This window comes from Arthrobacter stackebrandtii (assembly GCF_017876675.1).
GTDB lineage: Bacteria > Actinomycetota > Actinomycetes > Actinomycetales > Micrococcaceae > Specibacter > Specibacter stackebrandtii.
Genome location: NZ_JAGIOI010000001.1, coordinates 328,146 through 349,937, shown reverse-complemented (window position 1 = coordinate 349,937; position 21,792 = coordinate 328,146). Strand labels below are relative to the sequence as shown.

Genomic DNA, 21,792 nt, shown 5'->3' with positions numbered 1-21,792 from the left:
CGTGCAGGTCCGGTTCAACTGACGGCGGGGGCAAAGTGCGCCTCGATCAGCTCCCTGATGTCGCCGTGGCAGCCGCCGCAGCCCGTGCCGGCCCGGGTGGCAGCCGAAACGTCCGCCACGGTGTCGCAGCCGCCGGCCACCGCGGCTGTGATGGTTTCCGCGGGCACCCCGGCGCAGCGGCACACCGTCCGGGCGGGATCGGCCGCGGCTCCCGCCGGCAGGCTGTCCGGGCCGTCGAGCCGCAGCAGCGCCGAGCGGTCCGCTGGCAGTTCGGACCCCCGCTCGAACAGCAGCGACAACTCGGCCGCCGTGCGGGGCATGCCGACGCTGACAAAGCCGGCCAGCACTCCGTCCCGGGTGCACATCTTCACGTACTTGCCATGTTCCGGATCCGCCCACACGCTCACGGCCAGCCCGGGCACGCCGTCAAACGGCCCGGCCGCAACATCTCCCGCCGCCACGACCTCCACGCCGCGGGCCTTGAGCATCATGACCGGCGCCCGCTCGGCCGGCAGCGGAACGGGCGCCTCCGCCGCGAACGCTCCGGCAGCCCCGGCGAGCATGCCCGCCAGCCAGTCGGCCTGCCGCCAGCCGGGACCGATCAGGCCCGGCGGCCCGTTGCCCGGGGCGCAGCCCGCACACGAGACATCGAGGCAGCGCACCTGGGCGCAGTCGCCGATGGCGAAGACGTTCGGATCATGCAGGGCGGCCAGCCCGTGGTCCACGAGGATGCCGCGGTCCACCGCCAGCCCCGCCCCCTCGGCCAGCCCGGCCCGCGCCCTGACGCCGCAGGAAAGCAGCAGCAGTTCCCCCGCAACGCACGCCCCGCCGTCCAGGAGCAGCCCCGAAAAGGCGGGTTCGCCGTCGTCCGGCCGGCCCAGCTCCACACCCACGGCGCGAGCATCGGCCACCACGGTGATGCCCCGCGCGCGCAGCGCCGCGCCCACGGTGTGCCCGGCGCCGGCGTCGATGCTGCGCCCCAGCGTGTGCGGGCCGTGGTGGACCACCGTGACCTGGGCGCCCTCGTCATGCGCAGCCAGGGCGGCCTCGAGGCCGAGGATGCCGCCACCCAGCACCACCACCCGATGGCGGCGGTCGACGGCGTGGCGCAGCACCGCGGCATCGGCAAGGTTGCGCAGCGCGGTGACGCCACGGGGCAGGGCGGCACGCGCTGCCGGATCCGGATTGAGCCCGTGCAGCGGCGGGACCACGGGGCGGGCGCCGGTGGCGAAGACGAGCCGGTTGTAGTGGACCGCCGTGCCGTCGGCCAAGAGCACGGACTGCCGGGCGCGGTCCACCCGGCGCACCCGCACGCCCATCCGGACGGAGACACCGGCGGCCGCGAGTTCGGCGGGGTCCGAGACGGAAATGGCCTCCTCGGTGGTCCGGCCGACCCCGAGGTCGGCGACGAGGACGCGGTTGTAGGCGGCTGCCGTCTCCTCCCCGATGATTGTCAGCGCCAGTTCACCGCGGCGGACGGCGGGCAGGAGCCCGTCGGCCAGCCGGGCCGAGACCGGGCCGTATCCGACGACCACCACATGTTGGGCGGTCATGACGGCACCCCGGCCCCGGCCAGGTGTGCCCCGGCAAGGTCCGCCTCCGCCCACCCTGCCGTGACGGCGACCGAGCTGGCCTTGAATTCGGGCATGCCGGAGACGGGGTCGGCGGCGTCGCCCGTGAGCAGGTTCGCGCTCTCCTCCCCGGGGAAGTGGAACGGCAGGAACACGGTGTCGGTCCGGACGGTGGTGCTGTGAAGAGCCGTGCAGCGCACCGTGCCGCGCGCGTTCGCAATGGTGACCGGTCCGCCGTCGACAATGCCGCGGGCGGCGGCGGCCAGCGGGTGGATGAGCAGCAGGGCACGGGGGACGGCGCCGGCCAGCTCCGGGACGCGCCGGGTCTGGGCGCCCGACTGGTAGTGCTCCAGCAGCCGGCCCGTGACCAAGGCCAGGGTGCTGCCGGCGAACAGCGCGTCCCGGACCGGCTCCGCGGCGGCGGGGGAGACCGGCACCAGGACGGCCCGCCCGCCAGGATGCGCGAACGCGTCCGTGAACAACCGCGGCGTGCCCGTGCTGCCGGCCGGGTAGGGCCAGTAGGCGCCGGCGCCGGAATCCAGCAGCGCGTAGTCGATGCCGGAGTAGTCGGCCAGCCCTCCGGCGGACGCGGCGCGCAGCTCCGTGAACACGGCCTCCGGATCGTCGCTGAAAGTGGACGGGGCCTGCAGGCGGCGCGCGAGCTCGGCCATGATCCACAGCTCCGGCCTCGTCCTGGCCGGCGCGGCCACGGCGGCCCGGCGGCGCAGCACCCGCCCCTCGAGATTCGTCATGGTCCCCTCCTCCTCGGCCCACTGGCGCACCGGCAGCACCAGGTCCGCCTCGCGCGCCGTCTCCGACATGAAGAAATCGCACACCACCAGGAAGTCCAGCCGCCGCAGCCCCGCCACGACCTTCGAGGCGTTGGGCGCCGAGACCGCAACGTTGGCCCCAAAGATCAGGAAGCTGCGCACGCTGCGGCCCAGTTCGCCAAGAAGTTCGACGGCGGGCAGCCCCGGTCCCGGGATGTCGTCCGGTTCCACGCCCCACACCTTGGCAACGTGCGCGCGGGCGGCGGGATCGGTGATCTTGCGGTATCCCGGCAGCTGGTCTGCCTTCTGTCCGTGCTCCCGCCCTCCCTGGCCGTTGCCCTGTCCCGTCAGGGTGCCGTAGCCGCTGTTGGCGGAGCCGGGCAGGCCCAGCAGCAGGGCCAGGTTGATGGCCGCCGTGGCGGTGTCGGTGCCGTCCGCGTGCTGTTCCACGCCGCGGCCCGTCAGGATGTAGGCGCCGCCGCTGCGGGCACCGTCAGACAGCAGGCGGGCGGTCTCCCTCAGCAGGTGCACGGGCACGCCCGTCACCGACTGCACCCGCTCAGGCCACCACTGCGCCACGCTGCGGACCACCTCATGGCGGCCCGTGGTGCGGCTGTCCAGGAACTCCTGGTCCGCAAGCCCCTCGTGGATGACGATGTGGCACAGGCCCAGCAGCAGCACGAGGTCGGTGGCGGGGACCGGCTGCAGGTGGAGCCCGGCGCCGTCGGCCGTAAAGTCCGCCGTGGCCGTGCGGCGCGGGTCCACCACGATGAGCCCGCCCGCCGCCCGGGCGCCCTGCAGGTGCTGGACAAACGGGGGCATGGTCTCGGCCACGTTGGAGCCCAGCAGCAGGATGGTGCGGGCCCGGTCCAGGTCCTCGACGGGGAACGGCAGGCCCCGGTCCACACCGAAGGCGCGGTTGCCGGCAGCCGCCGCGGACGACATGCAGAAGCGGCCGTTGTAGTCGATCCGCGAGGTGCCCAGGGCCAGCCGGGCAAACTTGCCGAGCTGGTAGGCCTTCTCATTGGTCAGGGCGCCCCCGCCAAACACGCCCACGGCATCCGCGCCGTGGAGGCGGCGGGTTGCTGCGAGCTTCATGGCGGCCAGGTCCAGGGCGTGCGTCCATCCGATGGGGCGGTGGACGCCGTCCGGGCCGCGCAGCAGGGGAGCGGTGAGCCGTTCCGGGTGCCCCAGCAGAGCCGCCGACGTCCAGCCCTTCCGGCACAGCCCGCCCCGGTTGGTGGGGAAGTCGCGGCCCGTGACGGCGGGTTCGGCGGAACCGGGTGCAGGGGTCAGCGTCATGGCGCACTGCAGGGCGCAGTAGGGGCAGTGTGTGTCGGTTCCTGCGGGGGCGGCCGGTGCGGAACCGGGCCCGGAGCCCGTCCCGGCCGCACGCACGGCGGCAGCGGACGGTCCGGCTGGGAGGCGGGGGTCCGGCGTCGTGCCCGGCAAGAATTCGCGGGGCATCAGATGCGGCCCAGCGACGCGGCGGAGGAGGGGCGCAGGTACACGGCCCAGGTCACGGCCATCAGGACCAGGTAGCAGGCGACGAATCCGGCGAACGCCGCACCGTAGCCGCCGGTGGCCTGCCGGGAGGCGTTGAGCAGCTGCGGGACGAGGAATCCGCCGTAGGCGCCGATGGCGGAGATGATGCCGAGTGCTGCCGAGGCCTTGCGGGCGGCGCCAGTGCGGCCGTCGGCGGCCCGCAGCGCGAACACCATGGGGATCATGCGGTAGGTGGAGCCGTTGCCGGCACCCGCCGCGGTGAAGAGCACCAGGAACAGCAGCAGGAACAGCGGGAAGCTGCCGAGCGGGAGGGTGAGCAGCTGCGCCATGGCCGCCACCGCAAGCACGCCGAAGCAGCCGACCGTGACGCGGGCGCCGCCCCAGCGGTCCGCCAGGCGCCCGCCCCAGGGCCTGGCCAGCGAGCCGACCAGTGCGCCCAGGAACGCCAGCGAGATGACCGCCGGGCCCACGGACAGGCCCACGCCGGGGCCGAAGGAGTCCATGATCAGCTTGGGGAACACGGCGGCGAAGCCGATGAACGAGCCGAAGGTGCCGATGTACAGCAGCGCCAGGATCCACAGGTGCGGCTCGCGGAGTGCGGCGAGGGAGCCGGCCACATCCGACTTGGCACTGGCCAGGTTGTCCATGAACCGCCAGGCGCCCCATGCGGCCACGAGGATCAGCGGGACCCACATGAGGCCGCCAACCGGCAGGCCCAGGGTGCCGGAGGCCAGCAGGGCCACGGCCAGCGGCACCATGAACTGTGCGACGGCGGCGCCCAGGTTTCCGCCGGCGGCGTTCAGTCCCAGCGCCCAGCCCTTTTCGCGGGCGGGGTAGAAGAAGGTGATGTTGGCCATCGAGGAGGCGAAGTTGCCGCCGCCCAGCCCGGCCAGTGCCGCCACGGCGAGCATGGCGGGGAACGGCGTCCCTGGGTTGCCCAGGCACCAGGCCATGCCGAGTGTTGGCAGCAGCAGGAGCAGGGCGGAAACGATGGTCCAGTTGCGCCCGCCGAACCTTGCCACCATGAAGGTGTAGGGGATGCGCAGCGTGGCGCCCACGAGGGAGGGGATGGAGATCAGCCAGAACAGTTCCGGGGAGCTGAACGTGAAGCCGGCCGCGGGCAGGAACACCACCACGATCGACCACAGCTGCCACACCACAAAGCCCAGGAACTCGCACGCGATGGACCAGGCCAGGTTGCGCCGGGCGATGGCCCGGCCCCCGCCCGTCCACTGCCCCAGGTCCTCGGGGTCCCAGCCGTGCAGCCACCGCCCGCGGGTGCCGTGCAGTCCAGCGCCTGTGTGCCCGGCCGCAGTTGCGGTGCCGTCCATCTTCTCCACAGTCATGAAAGTTCCTCCCAGTCGCTTCGTGTGATGGATTCACACTATGAAGCGGGGATTTCGGCGGCGGTCACGGGGTGTGAACTTGTTGTGACGTTTCCCTATCCATGGATGCGGCGGTGCCGTGAGGACCAGCTGGTGCTGCCCCGGACCCCGCGGAGGTGCCCCGTGCGTCCCGGCCGGGACCTTGCCACAGCGGGATGCACCGCCGGCGCGGAGGCGGGCTCCGCCGTCGTCCGTGGCAGGGCGGCGAACGCATCCGTCCACATGATGGTTCCGGTTGTCCACCAGATGGACAATGTGGATAATGTGGGGGGATTGAATTGTCAGATCCAGCCGCGCCGGCACCACCGCGCGCAGCACCCAGAGAAAGCTGAACCATGAGCTCTTCCGCCAAGGCCGACCAGGCCGACCCGAAGCAGGTGAACAGCCGGGGCCGCGTCATCATCGCCAGCCTCATCGGCACCACCATCGAGTTTTACGATTTCTACGTCTACGCCACGGCCGCCGTGCTGGTCTTCCCCGCACTGTTTTTCCCCACGGCCGACGCCACCACGGCGCTGCTGAGCTCCTTCGCCATCTTCGGTGTGGCCTTCGTTGCCCGCCCGCTCGGGTCCATCGTGTTTGGCCACTTTGGCGACAAGGTGGGCCGCAAGGGCACCCTCGTGGCCTCGCTGCTGACCATGGGCATCGCCACCTTCCTGATCGGCTGCCTTCCGACGGCGCTCGTCCCCGGCTGGACGTTCTGGGCACCGGCGCTCCTGGTGGTCATGCGGTTCATGCAGGGCCTTGCCCTGGGCGGCGAGTGGAGCGGTGCGGCCCTGCTGGCCACCGAGAACGCGCCGGAAGGCAAGCGCGCCATCTGGGGCACGTTCCCGCAGCTGGGTGCGCCGATCGGCTTCATCCTCGCCAACGGCATCTTCCTGTGGCTCAGCTTTGGGCTCTCCACCGACCAGTTCCAGTCATGGGGCTGGCGCATTCCGTTCCTGCTCAGCGCCGTCATGGTGATCATCGGCCTGTACGTCCGCCTGAAGCTGGTGGAAACCCCCGCGTTCCAGAAGGTCATCGACCAGGGCGAAGTTTCCAAGCTGCCCGTGGGCCGCGTGTTCAAGACAAGCTGGCGCCCGCTGATCCTGGGCACCTTCGTCATGCTGGCCACGTACGTGCTGTTCTACCTCATGACCACGTTCACGCTGTCCTACGGCACGGCCCCCGCAACGCTCGAGGCGGCCAAGGCCAAGGCAGAAGCCGCAGGCAAGCCCATGACCGCCGACGCCATCGCCGCGTGGGTCCCGGGCCTGGGCTACACCCGCAACGAGTTCCTCATCATGCTGATCATCGGCGTGGTCTTCTTCGGCATCTTCACGCTGGTGTCCGGCCCGCTGGCGGAGAAATACGGCCGCCGCAAGACCCTCATCTGGGTCACCTCCGGCATCATCTTGTTCGGTTTCGCCTTTGTGCCGCTGTTCGGTGCCGGCACCGCCGGCGTCATGACGCTGCTGGTCCTGGGCTTCACTCTGATGGGCCTGACGTTCGGGCCCATGGGTGCGCTGCTGCCGGAGCTGTTCCCCACGAACGTGCGGTACACCGGCTCGGCCATCAGCTACAACATGTCCAGCATCCTGGGCGCGGCCGTGGCCCCGTTCATCGCCGTGGCACTGTGGGAGGCCGCCGACGGCAGCCCCGTCCTGGTGGGCATCTACCTCTCCTCCATGGCCGTGCTGACGCTCATTTCGCTGCTCATCATGAAGGAAACCCGCGACCTGGACTACAACTCCAACGTCAGCTGACCCACTAGGCAACTAGTCATTAAGCGACTGTGACGCAGTTACTGCACTGGAAACCGCCTTCCGAGGCGATTTTCGTGCAGTAACTGCGTCACAGTTGTTTGGGGGTGTTGTTTGGGGAGGTCAGTCCTCGATCGTGGCCAGCACGGCGCCTGCGGAGACGGTGTCGCCGGCGGCTGCGCTGAGCCCCGTCACGATGCCGGCGCGGTGCGCGGTCAGCGGCTGCTCCATCTTCATGGCCTCCAGGACCACGATGAGGTCGCCCTCGGCCACCACGTCGCCGTCGGCCACGGCCACCTTCACAATGGTGCCCTGCATGGGCGAGGCCAGTGCGTTGCCGTTGGCGGCTGCGGGGCCGGCGCTGCGGTTGCGCCCGGCCTTCTTGGCCTTCTTCGCCCCGTTGCCCGAGCCGCTGCCCACAGAGAACGACGACGGCAGCGTCACCTCAAGCCGCTTGCCGCCCACCTCGACGGTGACGCTCTGGCGGGTGCCGGCGTCGTCCGTGGAACCATCCACCGAGGTGAGGTCAAAGGCGGGGATGGTGTTGTTGAATTCAGTCTCGATCCAGCGGGTGTGCGTGGTGAACGCTTCGCCGTTGGCCGGAGCGAAGGCGGGGTCCACGACCACTGCGCGGTGGAAGGGCAGGACGGTGGGCAGGCCGCCGATCTGCATTTCCTCGAGCGCGCGGCTGGAGCGCTGCAGGGCCTGTTCGCGGGTGGCGCCGGTGACGATCAGCTTGGCCAGCATGGAGTCGAAGTTGCCGCCGATGACCTCGCCCGCGGTGATGCCAGAGTCGACGCGGACGCCGGGGCCGGTGGGCAGGGTCAGCGTGGTGACGGTGCCCGGGGCCGGCATGAAGCCGCGGCCCGGATCCTCGCCGTTGATGCGGAACTCGAAGGAGTGGCCGCGGACTTCGGGGTCGCCGTAGCCCAGTTCCTCGCCGCGGGCGATGCGGAACTGCTCGCGGACCAGATCGATCCCGGTGACCTCTTCGGAGATGGTGTGCTCCACCTGCAGGCGGGTGTTGACCTCGAGGAAGGAGATGGTGCCGTCGGTGCCCACGAGGAATTCGCAGGTGCCGGCGCCCACGTACTTGGCTTCCTTCATGATGGCCTTGGAGGCCTCATACAGGCGCTTGTTCTGCTCCTCGGAGAGGAACGGTGCCGGGGCTTCCTCGACGAGCTTCTGGTTGCGGCGCTGGAGTGAGCAGTCGCGGGTGGAGACCACCACGGTGTTGCCGGCGGCGTCCGAGAGGCACTGGGTTTCCACGTGGCGCGGGGAGTCGAGGAAGCGCTCCACGAAGCATTCGCCGCGGCCGAAGGCTGCGACGGCCTCGCGCACGGCGGATTCGTACAGCTCGGGGATTTCCTCGCGGGTGCGGACCACCTTGATGCCGCGCCCGCCGCCGCCGTAGGCAGCCTTGATGGCCAGGGGCAGGCCGTGGGCGTCGGCAAAGTCAAGGACTTCCTGCGTGGATTCCACCGGGTTCTTGGTGCCGGGGACCAGGGGTGCGCCCACCTTTTCGGCGATGTGGCGGGCCTGGACCTTGTCGCCCAGCGCGGCAATGGCTGCGGGGGAGGGACCGATCCAGGTCAGGCCCTCATCAATCACGCGCTGGGCAAACGCAGCGTTTTCGGCCAGGAAGCCGTAGCCGGGGTGCACGGCGTCGGCGCCTGACTGGTGCGCTGCGTCGATGATCTTGTCCACCACCAGGTAGGAGTCTGCCGCAGTGGCGCCGCCCAGTGCGAAGGCTTCGTCGGCCATGCGCACGTGCAGCGCTTCCCGGTCCGGCTCGGCGTAGACAGCCACGGAGGCGATGCCCTCGTCGCGGGCTGCCCTGATGATGCGGACGGCAATTTCGCCGCGGTTGGCGATCAGTACTTTGCTCAGCTTGTGGGCCGGGGCGGATGGTGAAATGCTCACTGGCAGACTCCTTCTATTCTCAAAAGAGCCTAGCGTGAATATGTGGATTTTCCGCATGCATGATGCTGTATATGCGTGTGGATGGCGATTCTTTTGTGGGGTTCCTACAACTTTTGCGCCCGTTATCCTCCGGCGATGCGGCGCAGGGTTTCCATGTGGTGGCCCCATGCCTCATGCCCAGCTGCAGTGAGCCTCACCGAGGTGCGCGGGAACTTGCCCACGAAGGCTTTTTTGATCTCCACAAACCCTGCTTTTTCCAGGGTGGAGAGCTGCTTGCTCAGCACGGAGTCGCTGACCTGGATGGTGTTGCGCAGGTCCTTGAAGTCCATGGTCTCGGTCCGGGCCAGTGCCGCGGCGATGGAGAACCGCACGGGCTGGTGGAGGACCTCGCTGAGTTCGTGGCGGGGATGCTGGGGCGCTTCCGCTGGCGCCGCGGCTGCATTTTCCGGCTGGTACGGTTCATGTTGTTGCTTCTTCGGTGCTGGGTTCGGGCTCATGCGCGCAGCTCCCTGAAGGCTGCGGCAATGCCCGTGGCGCCCAAGACCACGGCGGCGGTGATGTAGTAGGCCATGTTGCCGTTGGGGAACTGGACCACGCCGATGACGATGCCCAGGATGTAGACCGCAAAGTACGTGATGAGCGACCATGCGAAGCGCCTGGAGAAGCCAATCTTGGTGGTCCGGTGCATGAACGTCCAGGTGAAGGCCGTGATGGCCGCCCAGATGCCCACCGTGACGGCGAGGAGCGGGGCACCGTATCCGGTGTGCGCCACAATCTGGAAACCGGTCATCATCATGGAGCCGATGATGGCCAGCGACATGAAGATCATGGCGGTCGGCCAGCCGGAAGCGCTGGTGGCCGAGTTGCCGATGCCTTCGGCCTGGACGAGAAGGGCGCGGGCTTCCTCGGCGGAGGGGCTGCTGTCGGACTGGCTCATGGCGTGCCTTTCGATTGAACGGTTGCTGCGATGGCTCAACTATATGAAACTACTTTCCATTGCGTCAAGTAGTTGCTCGGATCGCATCCCCTGCGCCTACTTTGCGCCTGCACGTGGATATTTCCCAACGGTGCGCAGCTCTTGGAGTTGCGCGTGGTTGCGGAATAACCATGCGCAGGGGCATGAGTAATACCGGGCCCAAGGCCTGAATCGTGCGCAGGGGCATGCTTTGGAGCAAGAGTTGAGGGCAGAAGCAGTGTTTGGACAGTCTGACGCGGCCCGGCCGGGGGCCTCAGTCCCAGTAATCCGTGACGGCAGCCCCGTGCTCTGCCATCAGGCGCCGCAACGTGGAAATGGACAGCCCCACCACGGTGTGCGGATCTCCTTGCACGCCTGTGATGAAGGCACCGGCCAGTCCGTCGATCGTAAACGCGCCGGCCACCTGCAGGGGTTCTCCCGTGGCAACGTACGCGTCAATCTCGGCGTCCGAGACGTCCTCAAAGGTGACCACCGCACTGGTGACCTCACCGTGCCCAACCCCGGCTCCGCCGTCGTGCGTGCCGGCGGCTTCCGTGGCGATGAGCCAGTGGCCGGTGTGCAGCACGCCGGAGCGCCCGCGCATCAGCTGCCAGCGTTCCCGTGCAACGGCGGGCTCCCAGGGCTTGCCGTAAGGGGTGCCGTCGAGCTCGAACACCGAATCGCAGCCAATCACCAGCGCACCGGGGGTGGTGGCGGCGACGGATTCGGCCTTGGCGCGGGCCAGCAGGAGTGCGGTTTCGGCGGGCGTGACGGGGCCGGCGGCGGCGGTGAGGGCGTCTTCGTCGGCGTCGGAAACCATGACGGTGTGGGCAATGCCGGCATCCGTGAGGAGCTTGGTGCGGGCGGGGGACGCGGAGGCGAGGATGAGCGGGAGGGTCATGACTCAAGCCTAAGCGGCACATAGGGTGGGAGGATGCGCAGAACATACGAAGACCTCGTGGCCGAGGCGGATGCCGTGTCCGTGGCGGGCTGGGATTTCTCCTGGCTGGACGGGCGGGCCCTGGAGGAGCGGCCGCCGTGGGGTTACCAGCGGCTGATGTCGGAGCGGATGGCCGTGGCGCGGGCATCGCTGGACCTGCAGACCGGCGGCGGCGAGGTGTTGGCCGGGGCGGGGGTGGTTCCGCCGCTGGCCGTTGCCACGGAAGGCTGGCCGCCGAACCTGCCCACGGCCACGCAGCGCCTGCACCCGCGCGGCATTGCCGTGGTTTTCGACGACGACGAGCCGCCGCTGCCCTTTGCCGGCAACGCCTTTGACCTGGTCACGAGCCGGCACCCCGTGAAGGCCTGGTGGTCGGAGATCCACCGCGTGCTGGCCCCGGGTGGCACCTACCTGTCCCAACAGGTGGGGCCCGCGAGCGTGTTCGAGCTGGTGGAGTTTTTTCTGGGCCCGCAGCCCGACAGCGTGCGGCGCGGGCGGCACTGGGATGACGCCGCCACCGCCGCAACCGCTGCCGGACTCGAGGTGGCGGACCTGCAAACCGCATCCCTGCGCACCGAGTTCTACGACATCGGCGCGGTCGTGTACTTTCTCCGCAAGGTCGTCTGGATGGTGCCGGGATTCACCGTGGCGGCCTGGGACCACAAGCTGCGCGAGCTCCACGCCGTCATCGAGCGCGAGGAAAAATTCTCCGCCACTACCACCCGCTTCCTGATTGAAGCGCGCAAGCCGTAGCGGATCCGCCCAAGACGGCACCGCGCAGGCCTTGTCCCGGGAGGCGCGACGCCGGGCTCCCTCGCCTATGCTGGAGGTTGGCCTGCGGGCCGGATCCGTGCGGACAAGGGAGAAGGAATTCTTATGGAAATCGCCATGGCGGGAGCAATCGTGGTGGCCGTGGTTGCGGTCATCGTGCAGAAGCGGCAGCAGGCGCGGAACCGCAGGAAGTAGCCGCGCGCAGTTCAGCAGCCGGGCGCAAAGCCGTCCACCAGGCGCGAACGGATCAGAAAGCGCCTGCCCTCCGGTGCCTCCACGGAGAATCCGCTGCCGCGCCCATCCACCACGTCAACCGTCAGGTGCGTGTGCGACCAGTAGTTGAACTGCTCCCGCGACATCCAAAACTCCAACGGACCGCACCCCGGCAGCTCAAAGAGGCCCAGCAGGATGTCGGCCTCAGCCGTGAGGAATTCGCCCGCCGGATAGCACATGGGGGAGGAACCGTCGCAGCAGCCGCCCGACTGGTGGAACATCAGCGGCCCGTGCCGCCGCCACAATTTTTGGAGCAGTTCCACAGCCGCGGCACTCAGCGCCACCCTGGATTGTGTTTCGCCAGGGATGGTGACGGCTGCATCCAGGGATTCCGGAAGGGCATCCATGAAACTGCTCCTATGCATTGGGGGTGGAATGTGGTGGGTGATGATGTCAGGGTTCGACGGCGCGAGGCCACCTTGCGCTGTGAGGTGGCCTCGCGCCGTGGAACCTTGGCGTTGCTGCGCTGGGGTTCCTGAAATACCGGCCATTGCTGCGCCGGGGTTCCTAAAAAACCCGTCATTGCTGCGCCGGGGTCGGGAGAGGGTGTGTCAGTACTTGATGACCACGCGGCCGTCGATCTTGCCGGCGCGCATCTCATCGAGCACTTCGTTGATTTCGCCGAGGCCGCGCGTGGCCACCGTGGGGTGGATGAGGCCGCGGGCGTAGAAGTCGATGGCCTCCTCCATGTCCTGGCGGGTGCCCACGATCGAACCGCGGATGGTCAGGCCCTTGAGCACCACCTCGAAGATGGGGGCGGGGAAGTCGCCCGGGGGCAGGCCGTTGAAAACGATGGTGCCGCCGCGGCGCGTCATGCCGATCGCCTGGCCGAAAGCGGCCGGGTGCACTGCCGTGACGAGGACGCCGTGGACGCCGCCGGTCTCGCGCTGGATGGCCTCGACCGGGTCCTCGCTGAGGGCGTTGACGGTGACTTCGGCGCCGTGCTTGCGGGCCAGCGCCAGCTTGTCTTCAGCGATGTCCACGGCGGCAACGCGCAGGCCCATGGCCACCGCGTACTGCACGGCGATGTGGCCGAGCCCGCCGATGCCGGAGATTACGACCCACTGGCCGGGCCGGGCCTCGGTCATCTTCAAGCCCTTGTACACGGTGACGCCGGCGCACAGGACCGGGGCGATCTCCACAGGGTCGGCGCCGTCGGGAATGCGCGGGGCAAAGTCGGCGTCCACCAGCATGTACTCGCCAAAGGAGCCGTCCACGCTGTATCCGCCGTTTTCCTGCGACTCACACAGGGTCTCCCAGCCGGTGCGGCAGTATTCGCAGTCGCCGCAGGCGGTCCAGAGCCAGGCGTTGCCCACGCGGTCGCCCACGGCGAGTGAGGTGACGCCTTCGCCGAGGGCAACCACCTCGCCCACGCCTTCATGTCCGGGCACGAAGGGCGGGCTGGGCTGCACCGGCCAGTCGCCCTCTGCCGCGTGGAGGTCGGTGTGGCAGACGCCGCTGGAGATCAGCTTGACCAGTGCCTGGCCGGGTCCGGGAGTGGGAAGCGGGTACTCCTCCACCGAGAGGGGCGTGCCGAATTCCTTTACTACTGCTGCCTGCATGGTTGTCATGGGGTTCTCCTTTGAACATGGGGGTTGGGGTGCCGGGCACCCGGGGCGGGTGCCCGGCGTCGTGCGTGGGAGATGCGATGGGGATGCTGAAATTCCAGCCATTGCTGCGACAGCGTGCCTGAAAAACTCGCCATTGCTGCGACAGCGTGCCTGAAAAACTCGCCATTGCTGCGACAGCGTTCGAGAGGTTCGAGGGGTTCGAGGGAAGGGGTTAGAAGAAGCCGAGCTTGTCTTCGCTGTAGCTGACCAGCAGGTTCTTGGTCTGCTGGTAGTGGTCCAGCATCATGGCGTGGTTCTCACGCCCGATGCCCGAGGACTTGTAGCCGCCGAACGCCGCTCCCGCGGGGTAGGCGTGGTAGTTGTTGACCCAGACGCGGCCGGCCTGGATCTCGCGGCCGGCGCGGTAGGCGACGTTGCCGTTGCGGGACCAGACGCCGGCGCCGAGGCCGTAGAGGGTGTCGTTGGCGATGTGGAGCGCGTCGGCATAGTCGTCGAACTTCGTCACCGCCAGGACGGGGCCGAAGATCTCCTCCTGGAAGATGCGCATGTCATTGGTGCCCTCGAAGATGGTGGGCTTGACGTAGTAGCCGCCGGCCAGGTCGCCTTCGAGGATGTTGCGCTCGCCGCCGGTGAGGACCTTGGCACCCTCCTGCTTGCCGATGTCCATGTAGGAGAGGATCTTTTCCATCTGGTCGTTGGAGGCCTGTGCGCCGATCTGGGTGTCGGTGTCCAGCGGGTTGCCCTGGATGATGGCCTCCGTGCGGGCCACGGCATCGGCCATGAACTTCTCGTACATGGATTCCTGGACGAGTGCGCGCGACGGGCAGGTGCAGACCTCGCCCTGGTTGAAGGCGTAGAGCGTGAAGCCCTCCAGCGCCTTGTCGTAGAAGGCGTCATTCTTGTCCATGACGTCGTCAAAGAAGATGTTGGGGCTCTTGCCGCCGAGCTCCAGCGTGACCGGAATCAGGTTCTGGGACGCGTACTGGCTGATGAGTCGGCCCGTGGTGGTCTCGCCGGTGAACGCGATCTTGCGGATGCGCTTGGAGGAGGCGAGCGGCTTGCCGGCCTCGACGCCGAAGCCGTTCACCACATTGATCACGCCCGGCGGCAGGATATCGGCGAGCAGTTCCATGAGGACCAGGATGGAGGCGGGTGTCTGTTCCGCTGGTTTAAGCACGACGGCGTTTCCCGCAGCGAGTGCCGGTGCCAGTTTCCAAACAGCCATCAGGATGGGGAAGTTCCAGGGGATGATCTGCCCGACCACACCGAGCGGCTCGTGGTAGTGGTAGGCGGTGGTGTTCTCGTCGATCTGGGTCAGGCTGCCTTCCTGGGCGCGGACCACGGAGGCGAAATAGCGGAAGTGGTCTGCCGCGAGCGGGATGTCGGCGTTCAGGGTTTCTCGGACGGCCTTGCCGTTGTCCCACGTTTCGGCGACGGCGAGCAGCTCGACGTTTTCGTCAATCCTGTCGGCCACCTTGTTCAAGATGGCGGCGCGTTCGGTGGCTGAGGTTTGGCCCCAGCTCGGTGCCACCTTGTGCGCTGCGTCCAGTGCGAGCTCGATGTCCTCTGCCGTGCCGCGGGCAACTTCGCAGAAAACCTTGCCGGTGACGGGGGTGATGTTCTCAAAGTATTCGCCCTTGACCGGGGCAACCCACTCGCCGCCGATCCAGTTCTCATAGCGGGCCTTGAAGGTGACCTTGGATCCATCGGTGCCGGGTTGTGCGTAAACAGCCATTGTTCAAACTCCATTGCGGTTGGGGCCAGTGGTGGGGGACATCTGCGTCCTTGGTTGGAAGCGTACGGGGAGCAACGTTGCAACCAGGTTGCATGAGCTGGATCACATCGCTTTGGTGGCGCTGCCGATAGGGTGTCTAGATGGATGTACTGGTTCTTGTTGTTGTCTTGTTGCTCGTGTTTGCTTTAGTGGCCCTCATATTGGCGAAGGTAGGGAGGGCACGGCAGGCCGCACGCACCGCGGAGTTGTACGGGCATGCCCGCACCTTTCAACCTACGTTTGGGAAACCTGCTGCGGTCCCAGGCCGGGGCGCAACATTTCCGGGCCCGGGCTCGAGAATCCCAGACCCGACGGCGGATGCCGCCCCGGTGCCTGGCTCACCCGAAGCCGAAGGCAGTGAGGCTGCGGCGCGAATGGCCCGCGGTCTTGTCGAACTCTTGAAGGTCAAGGACGCAGGCAATGCCACGCATGAAACCGCAGCCGGCACATATGAGCACCCGCAGCGCCGCGCCGACGGGACCTGATGTAGCTGACGGGACCTGAGACAGCGGTGCCCGGGTCCGCCGCGTGAAGGCGACGCCCATAGCCTGCGCCCATAGACTGTGGGCATGTATTTCTTTTGGCTCGTTGTAGTCCCGCTGGCAATCGTGATCATCCTCATTGTTGTCCGCGCCCGACAGGTCCGCCGTGTCCGCGAGCTGAGGGAACGGAGCCGGGCAGCCGAGGAACGCGCTGCCGCCCGGCCTGGCTCTAAGGACGAATAGGGACGATTTGATCTGAGCCCGTGCACTGGACCCGACGAGCTCGATCAGCACTGGATCAGCTTTCAGCGTCTCCACGTGGGCCGCGCCTCCACGTGGGCCGCGCCTCCACGTGAGCCGCGCCGCTTCAGCCCCTCGGCCCGATATCGCGCTGCGAGGACACCTCGGGCCGTGCCACCACCGCCAACTGTCAATTTTGGCCCTCAATCTTGTATTTGAGGGCCAAAATTGACAGTTCACGGTGGTTCCCTCGATGTAGGGGGCGAGGAATGCGTTTTGTCTCCAGTCGACGGGCCGCCAATCGTCCCAGCTGACCCGGGGCCGGAATTACTGCCCCGGAAGGTGCGGGAGCGTTGGGAAAAGACCACATCTGCTGCAGGAGCGTTGGAGGGTGGGCGAAGTGCCCAAGGATCAGGCCTCTAACGCCTCCACATGAGCCACGACGGCGGATCGCCTGGGTGAGCGCGGCGGGAGGAGACGCAGTGCTGTGCGCCAGGCTTCGACGTCGTCCGCGGCCTCGGGAAGGCGCAGGTAGCTCAGCAGGACATCCGGGCTGGCGTCGTTGAGGATTGCCTCGCGCGGTTGGAAGGCTACACGGTTGCGGATGGTTTCGATGGCGGGGGCCAGCGAGCGGGGCATGACCTCGCCGGCCACATGCAGCAGCCCCTGGTCCCGGCCCAAAATCTGCAGGCTGTCACGGTACAGAGGCTTGTTCGGAGCGGAGCTCCAGGCGCTGGATGCGCAGCTGGGCCTGGGCCGCGGCCACCGAGGCCTGCACCAGTGAGAGCGTGTTGGCGCCCACGGCCTCCGGCCCGCCCGTTATGTCCACAATGCCCAAAATGGAGCCGGAATCGGGGTCATGCAGAGGCACTGCCGTGCAGCTCCATGAGTGGATTGCCGGGTTGAAGTGCTCCTCACCCATGATCTGCACGCTCTTGCCCAGGACCAGTGCGGTGCCGGGGGCGCTGGTACCAACGGCGGTCTCGGACCAGTCGGCCCCTCTGGCGAAATTGATGCCTTCCCCATGGCGCCGGGCCGCGGAATCGCCCTCAACCCACAAAAGCCGGCCGTGCTCATCGCCCACTGCAACGAGCAGGCCGGTGTTTTCCAGGGCCGGCAACGCCAGAAACAGCCCGGCATGGTGAATGTGGGAAGCCGGAGCAAACACCGGGGCTGCACAGTCACGGAGCCAGGCCCGTGCCGATTCCGTTGTGGTGGTCATGCCCAGGGCTCGCCGGACCGTGTCGGTGGAAACTCCCGTCGCTTCGGCGGTGGCCCGCAGGCTCGCCCCGCCGGCTCGAACAGCACGGATTTCTGATGCTTTTGATTCTGCCAGCAGGACGTTTGGGGCCCTTCTTCACCGGCGACAACCCCAGCAGGGCTACCCCTTCAAGGGACTTGCGCCAGCGCCGCAACGACTCCGTATTAACATCAAACCCGGCGGCGACCTCGTTGACCTGGGCGGCACCGGTATCGACCAGCTGGGAGGCCGCCAATCGGCGGAGCCCGTCCTGGTCAGGACCCCACACATAGGCCAACTGCCCGTTGATGAAGGCCTTGCCACCGGTTGCGTTTTTCAGCAGGGCTGGAGCTGGGGGGATTTGCGAATCCCACTACTGCGATGCGGCTCCCAGGAGGCCGACCATCAACAGGCTTTCACGTCTCCGGATAGTCGTGGTCAAGGATGCCTTGACGGACCGCTTCCAGCAACGCTTCTTCGCGCGAAGATACTCCGAGCTTTCGATAAGCGCTACGCAGCTGACTTTTGACTGTGTTGATAGAAACGAACAGCCGCTCCGCAACCTCCTTCGTATCGACAGCGGTGGCCAGCACCTGAATTACCTCTACTTCACGCACCGTGAGTGCTGCTGACAGTTCCGGGGGCGGTAGAACAGGCGCAAAGGGGGTCTCTTCCACCGCTGCTCGGGTGGTCGACGAGGTACTCGTTGATGCCAATTGCTGGAGAGCACCAGCGTCAGCCTGAGATAAAAAGGCGAGGGGAGAGCGTAGGTCGTTGGTCGACATCAACTCGCAGGCCGCATCCAGTAACTCCAGTGCAGCGTCATTATTCCCGCCCTTCAAGACAGTTATGCTCTTCAGCAGAAGAAATGAAGCCCGGTGCCGCGGCGAGGCATTTTTCATGGCTTTCGGTCCATCAGTAAACACCTTCTGTAAGTTTCCTGTGGCCCGGGCCAAGTGAGCACTGACAATGTGTACCTCAGCCGTTCGAAGGGGGCACTTGCGAATAGTCACTCGGGCTTTGTGGTGGTTGCCGGAGGCGATGTGGAGCATCGCCAAGTATGCGCCGACGTTGCTCTGGGAAACTGGAGCCAAACGTGGCCTCGCATGTTTGTCCTTCAGTGAATTCTCAAGAAAGTTTGCTTGATGTCCAGCATTGCTCTGCAGCAGGGCGAGCAGAGTTTCTGCATAGACCATTTGAGACCAATGCTCAATTGTTGTGCGGTGAGGTGCCAGTTCAGCCAAAGCCGCTTCCGCGGCTACAAAATTGTGCTCCTCGATCCTGACCAAAGCCGTTGCGATCCGATACCCTGCGCCGATGTATTTGCTATACCACTCAAGCGGCCAACTTTTGCTCTCGATTTCTCGTAGCCAGAGCCGAGATTCCTCAATCTCACCATTAATTGCGTGGGCCATGGCAACCAAACCGCCGGCTTGGAATCTCGTTGTGGCCGTGTGTTCGCTAACGACGCAGATATAAGCTAAACCAAAGCTGTCCAGGGCCCGGTCCAATTCCCCAGCTTCGTAAAGCGAAAGACCGCAGTGCACGTAAATCGCTGGCAGTAAACCCGCCACCTCATCCCGCTGTTCAGCGCTGAGGGAGGCTGCCAAATCCAAGCATAAGGTCGCTGCCTTTCGTGCTTGTTCCCCCAACCCGGACAATCGAAAGCTTATGGCCAGAATCATCTGGATGACGACCCGATCAGTGACTCTGAGTCGGGATGAGTGAAGTTGTGCCGAAGTAATGGCAAATGCAAAATATTCGGCTGCGCGGAGTTTATGAATTTTCGATGCATTGTAGCAAATGGCAATAAAGAAGAGCATGATGGGGTAACGCTGGAGCTTCCGCAGTGGCTGATCACGCAGGAGAGCCAACGCACTTTTTCCATGGAACTGGAACAGGTCACTCCATCTGCCCCGAATGACTGCATTGGCCAGCCCCAAGTCTCCCGCCAAGAGCGCAGACTGCAGGGCTGCCAAAGAACTGCCGTTCGCAAGATACCACTGAGCGCATCTGCGCTGCAGGCTTGGGACGATTGCAGGCAATCTTTCGTGCAATTCGAGTAGCAATGCTTCTCGGAGCGGCGCGGAGTAGGTGTATGACAGGTCCGTCCCTTGACCGGAAGACAGGGCAAGGCCTAGGTCTTCAGCGTGCTGCAGAAAAACTTCGGCGCAGTTGCTTCCTGTTAAATCACGGGCAAGATCTACGCTCATGGACTCTGGAATCGAAGTCTTACACAGGAACTCACCGAAATTCTTATCCTGCAGATAGGCTTTAAGAACCGTACGCATCGGTTGGGCAGCCAGGAAAACTATGTCTTCATGGGATGGCTGGCGGCCACGACTTTCCAGCAGAGCGACACCGTTGGCCAGCGCACGAACCGACGCCGGGAATCCAGCTGTCACGGCCATGACTTCCGCCGTATTTCCCAGTGCCTCCGCACCGATTGACTTGATAACCTGTTCAGCTTCCTTCGGTGTCAAGAGAAGTTCATCCATACAGATGACAGCGGTATCAAGTCGTGCCATCAAATCAGGAGACTCTAAGCCAGTCCGCGAACGGGTCAACACCATGAAACGTATCTGACGGAAAGTCGTGGCCAGCCAAGCAATGTCCTCCTCGACTTCAGTATTCTCCAAAAGCTGATAGTCATCAATCACAAGTGTCAGCTGCGCTGGATTCAATTCGAAGGCTTCCCTCAACCGGGTGCGGACTGTCACGTCGCGGACGTCGAAATCCTGAGGTAAAGAAGCTTTTGGATCATCTCCCAGGAAGGAGGCAAGACGCTGCAAAACCACTGTCCAAAAGGCCGAGCGTGTAGCGTAGCTCGAATCCACAGTCACCCAGACGCAGGATCGATTCTCGCTGCGAATGTAATCCGCAGCAAGCACGGTCTTACCCGCCCCGGCAGAAGCACGAAGGACGATTAAAGCTGCATCGTCGTGGCTTGCCAGCGTTTGAAAAAGTCGAGGTCTTCGCGCGACCCCGCCTGGAATGCGCGGGACGCCAACCATTCTTTCGATATTCAATTCGCTCCTTGGCGCATGTTTTCTGTTGCGTTTGTTCCACCAAGAGATTCCAACTCTAGCCAGCGTGGACCACGATCTACTGGTCCAATTCTGGCAGATGCGGGTTGAACAATGACGTCTCTTCCTCGCGGCATGCGCGGCGGAAGGCCGGCCTCTGAGGCTGCCACGCGAGCGTTCGTGAGAGGACCGGTGGGCCTCAGAGGCGCACAAGCAGTCCGCCACCCATCTTTCCGAGTAAAAGGCATCCCTTGGATCATAGTGTCATTGATCGTGGACTGACCGGTGGCTTCACCCCGCAATTTCACCCACGCCTGCATTCCGCTGACAACATCGGACTAATCAACACTTTTCACCCGTAAGATCGCCATAGCGGCCAGCAGGGAAAGTGCCCCGCCAACAACGAACAGGGAGGAGTAGCCACCCATATAACTGATTAGGAACCAGGCCAGTCCCGGGGCCATCATCTGCGGAATATTGGTTGCGATGTTCAGTATCCCAAGGTCCTTGGCGGCCGCCCCAGCGCTATCGGGGATCACCAGCGTCATTAAGGCCTTGTCAACTGACGTATATACGCCGTAACCGAACCCAAAGACAGTAGCGAAGAGAAACATTCCCGGAACGGTGGGGAAAGCTAGCGGTATTGTCATCGCTCCCGCCATTATGGCTGAAGCCACCGCGACCAGGACCTTTCGTTTCTTTAACCGGTCTGAAAGCCAGCCACCAGCAAGAATCGTCAGCAGTGCAGCGCCCAGCTGCGCTGCCAGCAGGGAACCCACCAGCCTCGGTGCCTGACCGCTCGGAACCTGGATGTGTTCTTGGAGAATGTAGAGCATGTATCCAGTGACGCTGTGGAAGGCCAGGATCATCAGAAAGCGCGCGGCGAAAACCCAAACAAAATCCGGGCTTTGGAAGGGACTGATCCAGCTCCTGATCGATATTCGCCGGCTAATCTTCTTCTGTTGCAGCAGGGGAACCGTTTTGTCTGGATTCAGCCGGACAAAACCCGCGACGACAGCGAGCAGAAGTGTCCCGATAATGAAGTAGCCGTATTTTGGGGTACTTGCAAGAGCACCGGCCAGCACAGCCCCACCTGCAGTGCCAAGCAGGAAGCCTGCCCCGACGAAGCCGGATGCTGTTCCCCGCCGGGCAGCAGAGATCCTGTCGACAACTATGGCCGACATGGGCCCATTGGCAACATTCAGAAAAACCTGTACCAGAATCCAGAAAATGCAGATCCAGGCAAGCGTCGTTACAGAAGCCAAGCCAGCCATGCACAGCACAGCAGCCAAAGTACCGGCAAGCATCCACGGAGCTCGTCGGCCCAGTCTGCTCACTGTACGATCCGAGAACAGACCGATCACCGGCTGCACTAAGACGGTGGCCGCCGCTGATAGCGAAGTAACCAACGCCAGATTGGCCACCTTGCGGCCGGGATCAATCGCCTCAACTTGCAGCGGCAGGAACACTGCTATAAGTGCCGAGTAGGTGGCATACAGCATTATGTAGGACGCCAGAAGGGACAGCATTAGACGGCGCGGTGAGGGCGCTCCGGCAGAACGTGAGGTGGAACGGGGCCAGCGCGAGGATGATAGAACGGTCACGGGAATGTAATCTATCCGC

At 65.6% G+C, this 21,792-nt stretch carries 17 protein-coding genes; 3 read left to right on the top strand and 14 right to left on the bottom strand.

Features of this window, described 5'->3' with window-relative positions; translation table 11 throughout:
* Window positions 1-14: 14 nt before the first annotated feature.
* Genes JOF48_RS01450 through JOF48_RS01440 form a run of 3 tightly spaced genes read right to left on the bottom strand, consistent with a single transcriptional unit; the run spans window position 15 to window position 5,193 of the window.
* A complete protein-coding gene (locus tag JOF48_RS01450; protein WP_209676639.1) occupies window positions 15-1,553 on the bottom strand; it encodes an FAD-dependent oxidoreductase in 1,539 nt (512 codons plus the stop codon).
* The gene (locus tag JOF48_RS01445; protein ID WP_209676637.1) at window positions 1,550-3,808 is read right to left on the bottom strand and encodes a molybdopterin oxidoreductase family protein; all 2,259 of its coding nucleotides are present in this window, start codon (window positions 3,806-3,808) and stop codon (window positions 1,550-1,552) included. Before JOF48_RS01445 ends, JOF48_RS01450 begins: the two co-directional genes overlap by 4 nt.
* Window positions 3,808-5,193, bottom strand: a complete 1,386-nt coding sequence (locus JOF48_RS01440; RefSeq protein ID WP_209676636.1) for an MFS transporter — start codon at window positions 5,191-5,193, stop codon at window positions 3,808-3,810. The genes JOF48_RS01445 and JOF48_RS01440 overlap by 1 nt, the downstream gene beginning before the upstream one ends.
* A 374-nt stretch (window positions 5,194-5,567) precedes the next feature.
* On the opposite strand from JOF48_RS01440, the gene JOF48_RS01435 reads away from it, so the two are divergent.
* Window positions 5,568-6,977: an MFS transporter gene (locus tag JOF48_RS01435; protein ID WP_209676634.1), complete on the top strand. Its 1,410-nt coding sequence runs from the start codon at window positions 5,568-5,570 to the stop codon at window positions 6,975-6,977.
* Window positions 6,978-7,097: 120 nt separating this feature from the next.
* Here the strand turns inward: JOF48_RS01435 and JOF48_RS01430 are convergent, their stop codons facing one another.
* The 4 genes from JOF48_RS01430 to JOF48_RS01415 all read right to left on the bottom strand — a co-directional run bounded on the left by JOF48_RS01430 (window position 7,098) and on the right by JOF48_RS01415 (window position 10,753).
* Window positions 7,098-8,954, bottom strand: a complete 1,857-nt coding sequence (locus JOF48_RS01430) for an acetyl/propionyl/methylcrotonyl-CoA carboxylase subunit alpha (protein ID WP_209676632.1) — start codon at window positions 8,952-8,954, stop codon at window positions 7,098-7,100.
* Between the two features lie 65 nt (window positions 8,955-9,019).
* Window positions 9,020-9,394 carry a winged helix-turn-helix domain-containing protein gene (locus tag JOF48_RS01425; RefSeq protein WP_209676630.1) on the bottom strand — a complete coding sequence of 125 codons (375 nt, stop codon included), beginning with the start codon at window positions 9,392-9,394 and terminating at the stop codon, window positions 9,020-9,022.
* The gene (locus tag JOF48_RS01420; protein ID WP_209676628.1) at window positions 9,391-9,834 is read right to left on the bottom strand and encodes a hypothetical protein; all 444 of its coding nucleotides are present in this window, start codon (window positions 9,832-9,834) and stop codon (window positions 9,391-9,393) included. The genes JOF48_RS01425 and JOF48_RS01420 overlap by 4 nt, the downstream gene beginning before the upstream one ends.
* A 292-nt stretch (window positions 9,835-10,126) precedes the next feature.
* Window positions 10,127-10,753 (bottom strand): Maf family protein, encoded by a 627-nt coding sequence (locus JOF48_RS01415; RefSeq protein WP_209676626.1) that lies wholly within the window; start codon window positions 10,751-10,753, stop codon window positions 10,127-10,129.
* A 33-nt stretch (window positions 10,754-10,786) separates the two neighbouring features.
* Between JOF48_RS01415 and JOF48_RS01410 the strand changes: the two genes are divergently transcribed.
* Entirely contained in the window at window positions 10,787-11,545 is a 759-nt protein-coding gene (locus JOF48_RS01410; protein ID WP_209676624.1) for a class I SAM-dependent methyltransferase, read from the top strand.
* Window positions 11,546-11,769: 224 nt separating this feature from the next.
* Here the strand turns inward: JOF48_RS01410 and JOF48_RS01405 are convergent, their stop codons facing one another.
* The 3 genes from JOF48_RS01405 to exaC all read right to left on the bottom strand — a co-directional run bounded on the left by JOF48_RS01405 (window position 11,770) and on the right by exaC (window position 15,142).
* On the bottom strand, window positions 11,770-12,183 hold the full coding sequence (locus tag JOF48_RS01405; protein WP_209676622.1) for a DUF779 domain-containing protein: 414 nt from the start codon (window positions 12,181-12,183) through the stop codon (window positions 11,770-11,772).
* A 204-nt stretch (window positions 12,184-12,387) separates the two neighbouring features.
* On the bottom strand, window positions 12,388-13,398 hold the full coding sequence (gene adhP / locus JOF48_RS01400; protein ID WP_209683995.1) for an alcohol dehydrogenase AdhP: 1,011 nt from the start codon (window positions 13,396-13,398) through the stop codon (window positions 12,388-12,390).
* A gap of 220 nt (window positions 13,399-13,618) precedes the next feature.
* Window positions 13,619-15,142, bottom strand: coding sequence for an acetaldehyde dehydrogenase ExaC (gene exaC, locus JOF48_RS01395; protein WP_209676620.1), 1,524 nt, complete (start codon window positions 15,140-15,142; stop codon window positions 13,619-13,621).
* 608 nt (window positions 15,143-15,750) lie between these two features.
* Here exaC and JOF48_RS01390 point away from each other — a divergent pair.
* On the top strand, window positions 15,751-15,906 hold the full coding sequence (locus tag JOF48_RS01390; protein ID WP_209676618.1) for a hypothetical protein: 156 nt from the start codon (window positions 15,751-15,753) through the stop codon (window positions 15,904-15,906).
* A 408-nt stretch (window positions 15,907-16,314) separates the two neighbouring features.
* On the opposite strand, the gene JOF48_RS19960 is transcribed toward JOF48_RS01390, so the two are convergent.
* From JOF48_RS19960 to JOF48_RS01375, 4 genes are all read right to left on the bottom strand, one after another.
* Window positions 16,315-16,584: a hypothetical protein gene (locus JOF48_RS19960; protein ID WP_342591119.1), complete on the bottom strand. Its 270-nt coding sequence runs from the start codon at window positions 16,582-16,584 to the stop codon at window positions 16,315-16,317.
* 13 nt (window positions 16,585-16,597) lie between these two features.
* On the bottom strand, window positions 16,598-17,125 hold the full coding sequence (locus JOF48_RS19955; RefSeq protein ID WP_342591118.1) for a sigma-54-dependent transcriptional regulator family protein: 528 nt from the start codon (window positions 17,123-17,125) through the stop codon (window positions 16,598-16,600).
* Window positions 17,126-17,559: 434 nt separating this feature from the next.
* A complete protein-coding gene (locus tag JOF48_RS19440; protein WP_245346358.1) occupies window positions 17,560-20,172 on the bottom strand; it encodes a LuxR C-terminal-related transcriptional regulator in 2,613 nt (870 codons plus the stop codon).
* Window positions 20,173-20,507: 335 nt separating this feature from the next.
* Window positions 20,508-21,671 carry an MFS transporter gene (locus tag JOF48_RS01375; RefSeq protein ID WP_209676616.1) on the bottom strand — a complete coding sequence of 388 codons (1,164 nt, stop codon included), beginning with the start codon at window positions 21,669-21,671 and terminating at the stop codon, window positions 20,508-20,510.
* Window positions 21,672-21,792: the final 121 nt, after the last annotated feature.